This is a genomic window from Streptococcus oralis, assembly GCF_026782125.1.
GTDB lineage: Bacteria > Bacillota > Bacilli > Lactobacillales > Streptococcaceae > Streptococcus > Streptococcus oralis_CE.
Genome location: NZ_JAKUVY010000005.1, coordinates 238,647 through 251,418 on the forward strand (window position 1 = coordinate 238,647; position 12,772 = coordinate 251,418).

Annotated in this window: 19 protein-coding genes; all 19 read left to right on the forward strand. The window is 33.3% G+C overall.

The window, feature by feature from the left end; genetic code table 11:
• The first annotated feature begins 128 nt into the window (after positions 1-128).
• The 19 genes from MK385_RS05915 (at position 129) to MK385_RS06005 (ending at position 12,764) form a co-directional block, all read left to right on the forward strand.
• Complete coding sequence (locus tag MK385_RS05915; protein WP_268725542.1) at positions 129-797, forward strand: hypothetical protein; 669 nt, start codon at positions 129-131, stop codon at positions 795-797.
• A 90-nt stretch (positions 798-887) separates the two neighbouring features.
• A complete protein-coding gene (locus MK385_RS05920) occupies positions 888-1,556 on the forward strand; it encodes a hypothetical protein (protein WP_268725543.1) in 669 nt (222 codons plus the stop codon).
• 824 nt (positions 1,557-2,380) lie between these two features.
• Positions 2,381-2,812, forward strand: coding sequence for a hypothetical protein (locus MK385_RS05925; RefSeq protein WP_268725544.1), 432 nt, complete (start codon positions 2,381-2,383; stop codon positions 2,810-2,812).
• A 237-nt stretch (positions 2,813-3,049) separates the two neighbouring features.
• Positions 3,050-3,949: a hypothetical protein gene (locus tag MK385_RS05930; protein ID WP_268725545.1), complete on the forward strand. Its 900-nt coding sequence runs from the start codon at positions 3,050-3,052 to the stop codon at positions 3,947-3,949.
• Positions 3,930-4,583 carry a DUF6572 domain-containing protein gene (locus MK385_RS05935; protein ID WP_268725546.1) on the forward strand — a complete coding sequence of 218 codons (654 nt, stop codon included), beginning with the start codon at positions 3,930-3,932 and terminating at the stop codon, positions 4,581-4,583. Before MK385_RS05930 ends, MK385_RS05935 begins: the two co-directional genes overlap by 20 nt.
• 313 nt (positions 4,584-4,896) lie before the next feature.
• The gene (locus MK385_RS05940; protein ID WP_070683258.1) at positions 4,897-5,529 is read left to right on the forward strand and encodes a hypothetical protein; all 633 of its coding nucleotides are present in this window, start codon (positions 4,897-4,899) and stop codon (positions 5,527-5,529) included.
• Entirely contained in the window at positions 5,526-5,981 is a 456-nt protein-coding gene (locus MK385_RS05945; protein ID WP_070683256.1) for an NADAR family protein, read from the forward strand. Before MK385_RS05940 ends, MK385_RS05945 begins: the two co-directional genes overlap by 4 nt.
• A gap of 94 nt (positions 5,982-6,075) precedes the next feature.
• Complete coding sequence (locus tag MK385_RS05950; RefSeq protein WP_260806612.1) at positions 6,076-6,153, forward strand: HNH/ENDO VII family nuclease; 78 nt, start codon at positions 6,076-6,078, stop codon at positions 6,151-6,153.
• An 8-nt stretch (positions 6,154-6,161) separates the two neighbouring features.
• Positions 6,162-6,695 carry an ankyrin repeat domain-containing protein gene (locus tag MK385_RS05955; RefSeq protein ID WP_268725547.1) on the forward strand — a complete coding sequence of 178 codons (534 nt, stop codon included), beginning with the start codon at positions 6,162-6,164 and terminating at the stop codon, positions 6,693-6,695.
• The gene (locus MK385_RS05960; protein WP_070683251.1) at positions 6,682-7,023 is read left to right on the forward strand and encodes a DUF2185 domain-containing protein; all 342 of its coding nucleotides are present in this window, start codon (positions 6,682-6,684) and stop codon (positions 7,021-7,023) included. The genes MK385_RS05955 and MK385_RS05960 overlap by 14 nt, the downstream gene beginning before the upstream one ends.
• Positions 7,024-7,149: 126 nt before the next feature.
• On the forward strand, positions 7,150-7,575 hold the full coding sequence (locus MK385_RS05965) for a hypothetical protein (protein ID WP_257371834.1): 426 nt from the start codon (positions 7,150-7,152) through the stop codon (positions 7,573-7,575).
• 197 nt (positions 7,576-7,772) lie between these two features.
• Positions 7,773-8,252, forward strand: coding sequence for a toxin-antitoxin system YwqK family antitoxin (locus MK385_RS05970; protein WP_268725548.1), 480 nt, complete (start codon positions 7,773-7,775; stop codon positions 8,250-8,252).
• A gap of 58 nt (positions 8,253-8,310) precedes the next feature.
• Entirely contained in the window at positions 8,311-8,742 is a 432-nt protein-coding gene (locus MK385_RS05975; protein WP_070683246.1) for an endonuclease V, read from the forward strand.
• Between the two features lie 22 nt (positions 8,743-8,764).
• On the forward strand, positions 8,765-9,319 hold the full coding sequence (ifs, locus tag MK385_RS05980; protein WP_198464778.1) for an NAD glycohydrolase toxin immunity factor: 555 nt from the start codon (positions 8,765-8,767) through the stop codon (positions 9,317-9,319).
• A gap of 41 nt (positions 9,320-9,360) precedes the next feature.
• On the forward strand, positions 9,361-9,936 hold the full coding sequence (locus MK385_RS05985) for a DUF6572 domain-containing protein (protein ID WP_268725549.1): 576 nt from the start codon (positions 9,361-9,363) through the stop codon (positions 9,934-9,936).
• 62 nt (positions 9,937-9,998) lie between these two features.
• Positions 9,999-10,679, forward strand: coding sequence for a hypothetical protein (locus tag MK385_RS05990; RefSeq protein ID WP_000662241.1), 681 nt, complete (start codon positions 9,999-10,001; stop codon positions 10,677-10,679).
• A 91-nt stretch (positions 10,680-10,770) separates the two neighbouring features.
• Positions 10,771-11,724: a hypothetical protein gene (locus MK385_RS05995; protein WP_000920280.1), complete on the forward strand. Its 954-nt coding sequence runs from the start codon at positions 10,771-10,773 to the stop codon at positions 11,722-11,724.
• A 155-nt stretch (positions 11,725-11,879) separates the two neighbouring features.
• Entirely contained in the window at positions 11,880-12,206 is a 327-nt protein-coding gene (locus MK385_RS06000; protein WP_044021737.1) for a hypothetical protein, read from the forward strand.
• 63 nt (positions 12,207-12,269) lie between these two features.
• Positions 12,270-12,764, forward strand: coding sequence for an Imm6 family immunity protein (locus tag MK385_RS06005; protein ID WP_268725550.1), 495 nt, complete (start codon positions 12,270-12,272; stop codon positions 12,762-12,764).
• Positions 12,765-12,772 lie beyond the last annotated feature (8 nt).

The following is a 12,772-nucleotide window of genomic DNA, read 5'->3' on the forward strand; positions in this document are numbered from 1 at the left end:
ACATAAAGATCACTGAAGTTTCAGTGTTTTTTTATTTTTTAACTCATAAGAGACCATGAACATATAGGGAGAACGAAACCGCTCTCTTTTTTATGTTATAATAGGCATAGAATGTTTAGGAGAAAGAGATGAAAAATCATAAACGCTTATTTTGGGTTGTTAGTGTAATGTTAATGTTTTTGACACTTTTTGCACTAAATGGATGTAGTTTGGGTGGTGAAACCATTCCAAAAAACAGAACAAAGAAACAGTACGAATTCGAAAAAACGTTTGAACCCATGTTTAAATTTTTAGAACAAGACAAGAAGGACTTTACGGGACTAAAGATATACATTAGTAGAGTCTATATAAAAACTGAAGATGGAGTCAGAAAATACGAAGTGGACTTAGATATTAATCAAGCTGACATTAAAGGTGATTACACAATAACACATGGGGAGAATAAAGAAACTGTTCCTGTTACATATTCTAATGGCAAGTTAAATTATGAGTCTGAGATAAATCCTTTATTTGATGAGGAAATTTTCAATTTAGTTGTTAAAAGAGATTATTTTACTTCATTGGGTGTAAAAGAAACTTTTAAGAGCGCAGAGACAGAACTTCGTGAGATTGTATACCAGCCAGAACAAAACTCTGACCTCTATAAACATCTGAAAAGTAAATATGATTTACCAGAAGAAACGACATGTATAGTAGTAATAAATCATTCCAGCTCAACTATATATAGAGCTACTATACAACTAGAATCGAATCAGAAGATTGTACAAATAAGTAGCGTTATTTTTTCAAAAGAATGAGGTTTTTATGAACGGAATCGAAAAGAGTAATCGATGGATTGAAAGGTAAAGCTATTGAAAATACAATATAAATGTTAACTGGGAGAGAATATGAAAAATCATAAATACTTATTTTGGTTTATCAGTGTAATGCTAATGCTTTTGACACTCTTTGCACTTAATGGATGTAGTTTTGGTAGTGAAACCATTCCCAAAAATAGGACAAAGGAACAGTACGAATTTGAAAAAACGTTTGAGCCTATGTTTAAATTTATGGAGCAAGATAAGAAGGATTTTACAGGGATAGAAGCCTATCAAAGTAGTGTTTATATAACAGTTGGAAACGATGTAAAGAATTATGAAATTAACTTATATACTACTGCAGTTGACATTAAAGGTGTGTACAAAATAACAGCTGGTGGGAACACAGAAAAAGTTCCTGTTACTTACTCTAATGGGACTTTGTATTACGAATCCAAGATAGATCCCTTATTTGATGAAGAAATTCTAAATCTAGTACTTAAAAGAGCTTATTTCGCTTCTTTAGATGTGAAAGAAACATTTAAAAGTGCAGAAACAGACCTTAGTGAAGTCAGCTACCAACCAGAAAATAATTCTGAACTCTTTAAAATTTTAAAAAATAAATATGATATGCCAGAAGATACCAACTGTCGAGTAAGAATTAAGTCTTCTAGTGGGGGTATTTATCGGATTTCTGTACAAATGAAATCGATAGACAAGTCAGTTCAAGTAGATTTAAGAATATTTGAAAAAAAGTGAGGCATAAAGAACGATAAAAAGTCTTGTCAAATTTCATTTCTTATAAAAATATGAAGGTTAATCCAAAAATAATTTAGACAAAAATTTGACCAAATATTGATCAAGTTTATCCTAAATCCTATTAGAATAGGCTTACTAATCATAATTTATATTCCTGCAGGGGGCAGTAAACTAGAAACAAAACACTGGTTAAACTGAATAAAGAAAATGATAGAAAAGAGAAAACATTATAAAGGCCTAGTTCATCTAGGAGAGTTTAAGAACAAATTGGTTTACTATGACTTAAAGACAAAGAAATTGTATTTTTCAATTCCAGAAAGAACTTCTAAGAGTCAACAGTACGTTATTTTGTCTCTGGTATTGCTCGTTCTTCCTTTTATCAGATTTCTGAATGGATTGACAATCTTTAGTATACCTGCTCACAAGTATCTTTATTTGATTTTATTCTCTTGTCTTTCCTTACTTTTTGGGAAATTGCTGGATATCTATTTAAAAAAAGATTTGGATTTGTATCCGGCTCTATTTACAGATTTGGAGTACTTAGAATTCCTAGAGGTAGTAAAGAAAAGTGGAGCTGTTGTTTCTTCCGTAATTCGTGGTAGCTTTATTAGTTTGTTAGTATCTTTAGTCGTCTTCCTGTTATATCCTAGTTTTTTGCCATTATTTTTCCACTCTATGCTTTTGTTTATTCTCTATTAGTGCCTAGCCAATAATTTACACAAGCGAAAGAAGGTCCTGGAGAGCTTGATAAGAAATGCGCGCACCAACTAGATCTTTTTGCCTATGATAAAGAAGAATCAAAAAAGTAAAGAAAGTTGATTTATATGACAACAGAAATGCTACAATACCAAAATTGTACGGTATTAAAAAACAATAGTGATTATGAGGTCCTGTGGAGTAGAGGGAAAGAAGTGCTTAACTTTCCCATTAGCCAAAAATTAGCAGAACGTGTTTCAAAATCAGAAAAAGATGCTTTAGAAGTAATGTTTTATTGTGAACATCATCGTTGGCCTAAGGCAAATGAGTTAGAAGACTATAATCAAGCGGATACGATTGTACATAGAGGTAATGGACTTATTGTATATGAGACAGACGGCTATTACGAAATTAGCTTCTTTAAAGAAATTGGCGGAGCCATGGGGCCAGAAGTTCGCTATCTTATTACTAAAGAACTGATGGATAGAGCATTTGAATCTTCTAGGGGAGCATACGAAGTCATGATTTATGCTGAAACAGGGCACTGGCCTTTATGGTAAAGAGGATGACATCATATAATATTTATAGTTGTGATATCTGGATGGTTATTTCTTGAGGGAAGCCCTTCGTTTGGAAAAATTCTTGGTATAATCGTGTCTGTAATACTTACAGCTATTATACCAGCAGGAATCATGGGTAGTTGCTTTTCTGTTTCCTATGTCAAGAAATATCCAGATAGAAGAGAATTGCAGTAGGCTCGTTGTTATCAATTTTAATAAAATTAGGGAGAAAATTAGATGAAGAAATCAATTTTTAAAGCAAGTTTTGAAGAGAGTTTAAATTTGGATGATGATGGTTTTTTGCAGTATCAGAAACAAGATTATTATAATAAACTTGGGAAAGCCTTTAAGAAAGGGAAACCCTCTTTTTGGTTTGGTATTAAAACTTTTATTCTTAGTCTGTTGTTTCCGATAGGTGCAAATTTCATGCTCCTTGCTGTTACCCTATCATTACAAAATTCTGATTCTAAAGATTTAAGGTCACCAGTTTCTCAGTATCCTTTGCTAACAGTTGAGCTTTATTTAATTTGCTTGTTAATTTGGTTGTTATTGGTATTAATGGGTAAATTCTTTAAACGGACGTTTATTCTCCCTTATCGTTATCGATTTCATATTATAACTTTTATGATATGGTTTGTGTTTGAATTTAATTTGCTGGCAATAACTATCTCTTTACCTATATTATCATGGGGGATCTTAATACTGTTGGGGCTTCAAGTATTGTTGACGTATGTAATGTTAAGAACAGAGCTTAGAAGTTTGAAAAAACGAATGTATGGAGAAGTTAAGTCACCTACCTTACAAGATAAAATTGCTAAAGGTATTGCTATTTATGGATCAGGTATATTGGGCTTAGCTGTGATTGTTAATTATATTTTCAAAGCTTTTTCTATTAATTTTTCATCTTCCATAACTGGTTTTGGTCTCTTTATATTTTGGATTCTATTAAATATTGGTATAGTCGACATGATTGTATTTATGGAGTTTCCTTTCTTTTTAGAAGGCTACTACAAATGGAAATATCCTGAAGAGTATCGTGAGTGGGAAGGGAAAACAGTAGAAGAATGGTATGGAAAAAAATATTTAAAAAAACACAAGGAGTTAATAGCTATTAAAAATGAAGTTGATTTATACTAGTCAAAAAGATATGTTGGAAATTTGTCAAGATGGTGATAAGTATTTCTTGCGTTATCCAACTTTTAATATCACAATGCCAGAGATTGTTCAAGAAATCCCCAAAGAAGCTGCAGATAGTTATATGTCGGGAGAACATACTGGCAAAGAGTTGATGAATTATGCTAATTTCGGATTTTGGAAATCAAAAATTAGTCAAGAAGATGCTAACATACAATTTTTAAGAGATAATCCAGAATTTCTTCTTATTGATACAGATAGAAAGAGACACTATTTTTCCGAAAAAGAATTTGAAGAACTGTTACAAAAAGCAATTTCCTCAGAGCTAAAGCCAACTGAACTTGATGCAATTGGTACAGTTGAGAATCATTTGGAACTTCTTCTAGTAGACCCTCTCGAGTGGCAGGAAGAGATAGAAGCAGTCCATTTGGAAATTCTGCAAGAAAAAATGAATAATTACATTCACTTCCTCGAAAGCAAGCAGTATGTGGAGCGATATGGTGATAAGTTTGATAAGAAAGTCATCCATATCACCTTCCAGTATTCCCCATCAGACAACGGTCTAGCCTTTCTTGCAGCTGTTCAGAAAGTATTGCAACCGACTGATATGAGCTTAAAGGTAGAATTACCAGAGTAAGAAAGGGAGCGGAAACGCTCTCTTTTTGTGGTATAATGGGAGAAGGATTGGACCAAAGTAAATTTAATATGATATTGAAACAGAAAAACTTAAAGATATAGAAGTGATAACGCATCAGGAAATAGTTGATCATTTGCAAAAACGAGTTGACCAAGCACAATTGAGATATAATAAAAATCCTTCTAAACAGAATTCTGAACGTCTAACGAACACTAAACGGGATCTTTTTTATGTTGAACGCGATAACGAGGTTTTAATTAAGGTTAAGGGAAGTCTTCCACCCGAATAGTTTACTTTTGAATAAGGAGAAAAAATGACTAGAGAAGAACTTGATGATTTATTTTACACAGTTCCAAACGATGTGGATTATACAGATCTACTCGAAGAAGTAGACTTGGAAGATATTCCAGAAGAAACGATTAACAAACTCATCTCTTTATTATCTAGCGATGATGATTTTTTGCGCTATAAAGCTTCTAGGCTTTTAACTATTTGGGGGCTGAAAGAAGGTTTTGATGTGTTGACTCAGATGTTTGTTGAGGGAAAATTGGAAGACTACAATCCTCATCGGCTATATAGTTATGATGATACAAATAGAATTATACTAGATGCTCTTACTAGCTATTGGGCTAGTCAATCAGATATTGGCAATGGTGATAAAGCAAGGCAAGATATATTCCCTTATGTCTGCAAAATTATAGAACAGGCGGAAAAAGGTTATTATGATCTTTCATATTTTTACTATCTAGTTGAAAATAATGGATTTTCTGAATATATCCCTTACCTAAAGCACTTTTTATCGTCCATTATGGATAAGCCAGAAGAAAATTATTGGCGAATTCATGATACTTTGAAACTGTTTTTAGAGATCGAACCTGATTATGCGGAGAAACTTCTGGAGGAGAAGGATAAATCACTAGCTGATTTCGGATTGGAGAGAGAATGAAGGAAATTAAATTCTATAAGGTAAACGATGCCTACGGTTATATGTCTAATTTTGCTCCTTATCCTTTTTCGGATGGAAATAAAATCTGGCCTACATCGGAACATTATTTCCAGGCTCAGAAATTCTTGGTTCCAGAAATTCAGGAAAAAATTCGTTTGCTGGAATCACCTATGGATGCTGCTTTGGAGGGACGCAATCGCCAGAATCCGTTACGAAAGAACTGGGAAGATGTCAAGGATGATATTATGCGTTATGCTGTTCGTGAGAAATTTCGTCAAAATCCAGAGATTCTAGAGAAACTAATTGCGACATCTGATGCAGAATTACTTGAGCATACAAAAAATGATCATTATTGGGCTGACGGGGGAGATGGATCTGGTAAAAATATGCTGGGGAAAATCTTAATGGAAACAAGAGTAGCTTTAAGTCTAGACGATGGTTCTATAAATTAAGAAAGTATACTGACTTTAAATGAATAACACAGAATTCAAAAAATATCAGTGAAATGTTTGAAAGTATAAAGGCAGTGAAATCATTTTACAAGAATTGAAGGATTTCCAATTTAATCCAGATAATTTTAGAATAGAAATACCTTCTGCTAATAGAAGCCATAAGTTTGAATAGGAGATAAGATGGATATTTTCGATATTGTTCAAGATGGGACATATAATGAGTTTATAGAAAGTTACAATGGCGACATAATACAAATTGATAAATATACAAACCTTAATTTGTTATGCACGGCAATGCTTAACGATGATTTGCCGGAAGAGAAATTGAAAATTATTAAATATCTGCTGTCTGAGAAGGTAGAGGTCAATTTTTTGTCAAAAAAGGAAAACAGAAATGCTCTTCATTATTTCTTCCAAGCTAATAGGAGGCCCAAAATAGCATATGCATATGAGATGGTGAAATTACTCATTGAGGCTGGAATTGATGTAAATGCAGTTGACAAATTTGGTTCTATTCCGATGACTTACTCAGTAACGTTATTAAAATTAGCAACGGAAGAGTTAGAACCTCTATATAAGCTTTTACTAGAGGCCGGTTCGGATTATAAGTTAAAAAATAAATCTGGAAAATCGTGTCTAGACTATGCGGAAGAATATTCATGGAGAAGTAGCCTGCTTGATATTATAAAGGAGTATGAAGATGGTAGGAATTAATAACAATGATTTTGGTGGTTTTGTCGTTTCAAACAATATTCTTGATGGAAAAGCTATTCGCTATTCTTATCGCGAGGAATCTGCTATTCCACAATTAAATGGCTGGACACTGTTATCAAACGAAGATGATGAAGCTTACCTAGCTAATTCAAAAAATTTCACAATTTTAGGAGCAAATAGCATTGTAAAAATTGCTCCTGTTATGCTGGAAATTTTTGAAGCCCCATACGGTACCGACTTATGCTGGTTATATGAGGAAGGCGTTCATGTAGGATTTTATGATTTGGTGAGAGATAGAGAAACAACAATCGAAGAAATTGTTCATTGAGTGTCATTTGTATCTCGTCTGAGCCTTTATGATCTAGAGTAAGAGAATTTGTCAGCTAAAGTAGAATAGTTTTTTGAAAAAATCGCAAGCTGAATGCTGGAGTAATTGAGGAGTTTATGTTTTATATTGATGAAACCTTGCTTGGATGAGATAAGGCAAAAAGCTAGTAAGCAAGGTTATCATCTAGATATGAGTTTAGAAAGCTTGAAGGATTTGGCGCAATTCGTTCGAGAGAATGATGTCAAAAATGATCCTGAAAATATTGATGATTTCTTTAATAGCTGGGTTTATCTTGGAGAGGTTTTTCGCTTGCAAGCCAAAGGAGCCTACTGGACAGTTGGTACTGAAAACCCGAAAAATTTAAATTATGGGTTAGAGTATTTGACAGGTTATAATACAATTGGTTCAGAATTTATTCCCTTATTAATTTTGAATAACTTTACTTTAAGTTTACCTGATAGGTTAAATAATAATTTTTTTTATGAATTAGTATTGAAACGTTTAAATCCTAAACCAAGAAATCTAGACCATCTTCTAACAGAAGAGGAATAAGTTATTTTTGATATCATTTAATTACTTATGAGGTAAATGTTTCAGGTGAAAATAAGAGGATTATTAAAATGATCAAAGCAGAATTCAAAAAATATCAGTGAAATGTTTAAAAGTGCAAAAACAGAGAAATTGCTTTGTAAGATTAAAGGACTCCCAGATATGCTGGATGGTTTCAATATGATTTCAGAGGTTGGAAAATGACAGAAGATAAAATTTTAACAAAAGAAGAAGTTCTCCGCGACGGTGTTTGTTTTGAAGATGAACTAGACTGGGGCGGAGAATACTATGAACAAATTGTCTTTGAAAATGAATCAGGAGAAGAGGTTCCTTATACTGGTTTAGCCTATGATTTATATCCAGATGGTCAATTAGATTTTTATGGGCGTATAGATAATGGATATAGGCATGGTCTAGCTGTCTACTTTTATTCTAATGGAAAAATTAAAAGTATTAATAATCAAGACAGAGGTGCGGCCGAAGGAATTCAAAAAGAATATTTTGAAAATGGTGATATTGAGTCGGTTTCTTATTGTATTGCAAGAGGAGAAATTCTCTATAAAAAATATGATGAGACTGGTAAAATTATTGAAGAAAACACAGAGCCTACCGAAGATGATTTCAAGAGAGCAAAAAAGTGGGGTGTTGATTTATCGACTTTAGACATGAATTTGAAGTAGCACAGAATCAATTCAAAAATCAGATAGATCTATCTAATCATTTTGAGGACTAGGAGATTTGTTATGTCGCAGGGGTGGATTAATACCTATTGAAGAGAATGACAAAGAATACGGTCTTGCTTGCCTTGAGGTTGTTGATCGGGAAAATCTCCAAGTTGTTGAAGAGGTCAGTTTTCATGATGAAAGTAGAGTTCCCTATCTTTCAGGTTTTCTTGCCTTTAGGGAATTGCCTCTGATTTTAGCAGCAGTTAAACTGTTGAAAATTAAACCTGACCTATGTATGTTTGATGGGAATGCTTATCTGCATCCGCGCCATACGGGAATCGTGATCCATGCCTCCTTTTTCTTAGGAAAACCAACTACCGGAGTTTCCAAAAATGACTACCATATTGAAGGGGCAGAATTTGTACTTCCTGACAATTACGAAGGAGCCTGTACAGAAATAGTCAGAAACGTTGATATTTATGGGCAAGTATTAAGGAATTTTTAGAATTAACCAATGGAGTAACTAAATGAAGACATATAAATTGAAAAATAAAGAAAATTATCAAAATTTTGTAAAAGACTATCGTGAAATAATGAAGGAAGGGAAAGAAGCAGAAGCATTTCTTGGAGACGATATTAGGTATCGTTTTCAACAACGCAACTCAATGATAACAGAATACACTGATATTCAGGTGTTGATGGAATATTGTTTATTCCCTCTATATGTAGAAGGTGATAAAGATATAGAGAAAAGGACATTTGAGATATTAAAAGAGTTCTCTTTAAGTATTGATGAAAAGAAAATATGGCAAGTTACGGAATATTTATTGCTTCAAGATTTCATTCTGGCGGAATATAAACCCCTTCCTTTTGAAATTGATACAAGAAAATTAGTTCCTCTTATACTTGATACAATAGAAAAACTTCCTAACGAGTTAAAAACTAGTGGATATTATGCTCGATTAATTGGAAATATTAAATCAATTCCTTCTTTCAAGTATTATGAGGTGGAAAAGGTAGAGAAAATCCTTAAGGAATTCAAAGAAAAATACTACAATCCACCTAAGAAGGTAGAATTGTAGGAAAAGACATTCTTGATAAGAGCAATGATGGAGGAATTTTGATGACAAAACAGGAATTATTAGACTTTTTAAAATTTAATAGCAATAAACTTAGATATTATACTGTGTACTTAAATAAAAAAGTTTTAGAGCAGTTTGCGATAGGGTATTATCAGGATTTAAGTGCAAATAGATTTATAGTGTATGAGGTGACTGAACGTCAACAGTTATATGAAAAAGCTAGTTTTGAAAGAGAAAAGGATGCTATTGAAGAATTATATGAGGTTGTAAAGTTTAGATGTAGGATTAAAAGTATCCCTATTAAGTTAGAGGTTTCAGAAATTGATGCAATCGGAACGAGTGATACAGACTTGGAACTTTTATTAATTGATGGTAATCTTTGGCTTCCAGATACCGAAGAGGAGCATCTCTTGAAACTTCAAGAAAAACTCAATAACTATATCTACTTCCTCGAAAGCAAGCAGTATGTGGCACGATACGGTGATAAGTTTGATAAAAAAGTCATCCATATCAGATTCCAGTATTCTCCATCTGATAATGGATTGGCCTTTCTCGCAGCTGTTCAGAAAGTGTTACAACCCACTGATATGAGCTTGAAGGTAGAATTGCCGGAGTGATAAAGGGAGCGGAAACGCTCTTTTTTATGTTATAATAGGCATAGAATGTTTAGGAGAAAGAGATGAAGGAAAATAAACGCTTATTTTGGGTTGTTAGTGTGATGTTAATGGTCCTGACTCTTTATACACTGACTGGATGTAGTTTGGGTGGTGAGACCATTCCCAAAAACAGAACAAAGGAACAGTACGAATTTGAAAAAACGTTTGAACCTATATTTAAATTTTTAGAGCAAGACAAGAAGGAGTTTAATGGATTAAAGCTTTACAAAAATAGTATTTATATAGAGAGTGGAAACGTAGTAAAGGATTATAAAGTATTCTTAGATACTAGCCAATCTGACATTAAGGGTGACTATACAATAAAAATTGGGGATAATAAAGAAACAGTTCCTGTTACTTACTCTAATGGGAAGTTAAATTATGGGTCGGAGGTAACTCCTTTATATGATGAAGAAATTCTTAATTTGGTAGTACAAAGAGATTATTTCGCTTCCTTGAATATAAAAGAAACCTTTAAGAGTGCAGAAACAGAGCTTCGTGATATTATCTATGAACCAGAAAATCATTCTGACCTCTATAAATATCTTAAAAATAAGTACGATATGCCAGAGGATACAACCTGTAGAATCAGAGTAAGGTACTCTAGTGGAACAATCTATGGAATTTCAATACTAATGGAATCTAGGGATGAGGCTGTTCAAATAGATTTAACTATATTTAAACAACGGGAGGATAATCAATGAATGAAATTGAAAAAAGGAACCGTCGGGTTGAAAGGTAAAGCACTATAAAAGCTGTTTTATAACTGATTTTTAATGAGCATCAGGAGATATTATGTTAAAATCGAACAAGTGGATATTCCTTGCAATTTCCGTTCCCTTTATTATTATTGGTTTGTCATATTTGTTAATTAGGATACCGATTGGGAACACTGGTAAGTTTATTCATGATCATGCGGATTCTATCAAAAGCGAAATTATTGCAGACATAGACAGTCAAGGGCAATATATAAAGTCAGTGACGCTTTTACCAGGTTCTGCGAGGGGAGGCTTTGATAATGGTGGAGATGTAGGTGGAAATTATCATATTTCCTTTACAGCCTATGCTAATAATAATCGCAAGCAGTCAATGAAAGTAGAATTATACTTTCCTGATGCTGGTATAGGTCCTTTTACATTTATAAAACCCAATCCTTATAAATCTCCTGAAACTATGAGGAGATGGTACTTATCAGTAGTAGAGGTATCAAGTGACCCCTCGTGGGATTGGAAGCGAGAGCAAGATAAATTGACTGAAACTATGAATAAACTTGATCGCAAGAGCAAGGATGCCTCCAGGCAAGTTGAAAAAGAAATTATGATTCGTAATCTTAACAGATGGCTACAAGAACATGAGGAAAATTTCAAACTAGCTATCCAAACAGACCTGTATAGAAACGACCCAGAATTGGAACAGAAATTAGGAAAGATTCAAAGTATCAGTGTAAGTGAATATCAAATGTACATTCCTTCGACAGGTAGCGACATTAGTTTTGATGTTAGATTTGAGAAATATCCTGAAGAAGTAGCTACTATAAACGTTCGCTTGCATTCCCAAGGGGAACAATCAGTTTTTAAGGATCCCTCAGTAGCTGCAACTATTAGTTTTGAAAGAGAACGTTTTGTTATAAAAACTGTGTACGACTCCAAGCTATTTCCAATTTTTAATCAAAGTCGATTTGGTAATAGTAATGGAGAAATATCTTATGAACTCCCAAAAGATTATGAAAATCAATTTTTAATTCCTTAACTTTCAAGCAAGCTATTATGCTTGCTTTATCTTTATGGCTTCAAGCCATAAGAGTAAGAACGACAAATCGATGCATGATAGAGGAGATTCAAGCTTATATCTTTTCCTTGTAGACATGGGATACTGATGTTTTCAAGTATAAAGGAGTAAAAATGATGCTAGCTATTTGTATAGATTCTATAGGTGACAAGTCAGGAACCTATAAGTTGTTAAGAAATTATTCATCCTTGCCTTTCTCTTTAATTCAATCCAGAATAGAAGATCATGACACGGTAATAGAAGTAGACATGTTAGATTTGGATGAATTGAAAAAGGTTAGAGCACTCATCCATGAGTTGAGTGCTATTGGGACTATGGTTACGATGAGAGATTCGACTGGTATTATCACCTTAGAATTTTTAAATAATATTATTTCTACCTTCGAAGAGATTGCGGCTGAAAGAGAAGAATTAGATGCTCTGATGTTTGAGGAGGAAGAGTGATTGTCACCTTTTCCAGTGAATCATACATTCCCAAGATAATTTTTAGTAATAAAAGGAAAATCAATGAAAGATAATAAAAATTTGTTGCTCTTTCTACAGGAGTTGATATACGGTCTTGTAGATTTTATCAGTGAGAAAGAATATAAGGAATTTGTCTTTGACTCCTTAAAACTTTCAAAACAGGAGCTTGATAAAGAGAGTGGGTTTTGTCCATATGATTTATACAATCGATTGGAAAATATGGATGAGCAGGATATCTTGACATTTCAGATGCTAGATAAGAAAACCAATCCACTAGTATGGAACTGTATCGCTAATTTCTTTGTCCTGATTTGTCATTATTCTTATATGGCCTCGGAGGAAGTCTACCTGCCACAAACGATTGAAAGTGTCGACGAGGACATACTTGAGGTACTTTCTTTAAGTTACAAACAAATCCTAGCTGAAAATAGGGAACTCATTTCACAAATATCTGAAACAGAAATAAAAGGATATTTAAAGGACGATCTCGTTAAAAACTACTTTGGTCCACTATTTTTATCAGATGAGAATGGATAGGCTATTTC

Excerpts from the sequence above, each read along its gene's own strand:
- MK385_RS05945 (WP_070683256.1), top strand. The coding sequence starts at position 5,526 with ATGAAGGAAATTAAATTCTATAAGGTAAACGATGCCTACGGTTATATG.
- MK385_RS05930 (WP_268725545.1), top strand. The coding sequence starts at position 3,050 with ATGAAGAAATCAATTTTTAAAGCAAGTTTTGAAGAGAGTTTAAATTTG.
- MK385_RS05985 (WP_268725549.1), top strand. The coding sequence starts at position 9,361 with ATGACAAAACAGGAATTATTAGACTTTTTAAAATTTAATAGCAATAAA.
- MK385_RS06005 (WP_268725550.1), top strand. The coding sequence starts at position 12,270 with ATGAAAGATAATAAAAATTTGTTGCTCTTTCTACAGGAGTTGATATAC.
- MK385_RS05915 (WP_268725542.1), top strand. The coding sequence starts at position 129 with ATGAAAAATCATAAACGCTTATTTTGGGTTGTTAGTGTAATGTTAATG.
- MK385_RS05955 (WP_268725547.1), top strand. The coding sequence starts at position 6,162 with ATGGATATTTTCGATATTGTTCAAGATGGGACATATAATGAGTTTATA.
- MK385_RS05960 (WP_070683251.1), top strand. The coding sequence starts at position 6,682 with ATGGTAGGAATTAATAACAATGATTTTGGTGGTTTTGTCGTTTCAAAC.
- MK385_RS05970 (WP_268725548.1), top strand. The coding sequence starts at position 7,773 with ATGACAGAAGATAAAATTTTAACAAAAGAAGAAGTTCTCCGCGACGGT.
- MK385_RS05920 (WP_268725543.1), top strand. The coding sequence starts at position 888 with ATGAAAAATCATAAATACTTATTTTGGTTTATCAGTGTAATGCTAATG.
- MK385_RS05925 (WP_268725544.1), top strand. The coding sequence starts at position 2,381 with ATGACAACAGAAATGCTACAATACCAAAATTGTACGGTATTAAAAAAC.
- MK385_RS05935 (WP_268725546.1), top strand. The coding sequence starts at position 3,930 with ATGAAGTTGATTTATACTAGTCAAAAAGATATGTTGGAAATTTGTCAA.
- ifs (WP_198464778.1), top strand. The coding sequence starts at position 8,765 with ATGAAGACATATAAATTGAAAAATAAAGAAAATTATCAAAATTTTGTA.
- MK385_RS05995 (WP_000920280.1), top strand. The coding sequence starts at position 10,771 with ATGTTAAAATCGAACAAGTGGATATTCCTTGCAATTTCCGTTCCCTTT.
- MK385_RS05940 (WP_070683258.1), top strand. The coding sequence starts at position 4,897 with ATGACTAGAGAAGAACTTGATGATTTATTTTACACAGTTCCAAACGAT.
- MK385_RS06000 (WP_044021737.1), top strand. The coding sequence starts at position 11,880 with ATGCTAGCTATTTGTATAGATTCTATAGGTGACAAGTCAGGAACCTAT.
- MK385_RS05990 (WP_000662241.1), top strand. The coding sequence starts at position 9,999 with ATGAAGGAAAATAAACGCTTATTTTGGGTTGTTAGTGTGATGTTAATG.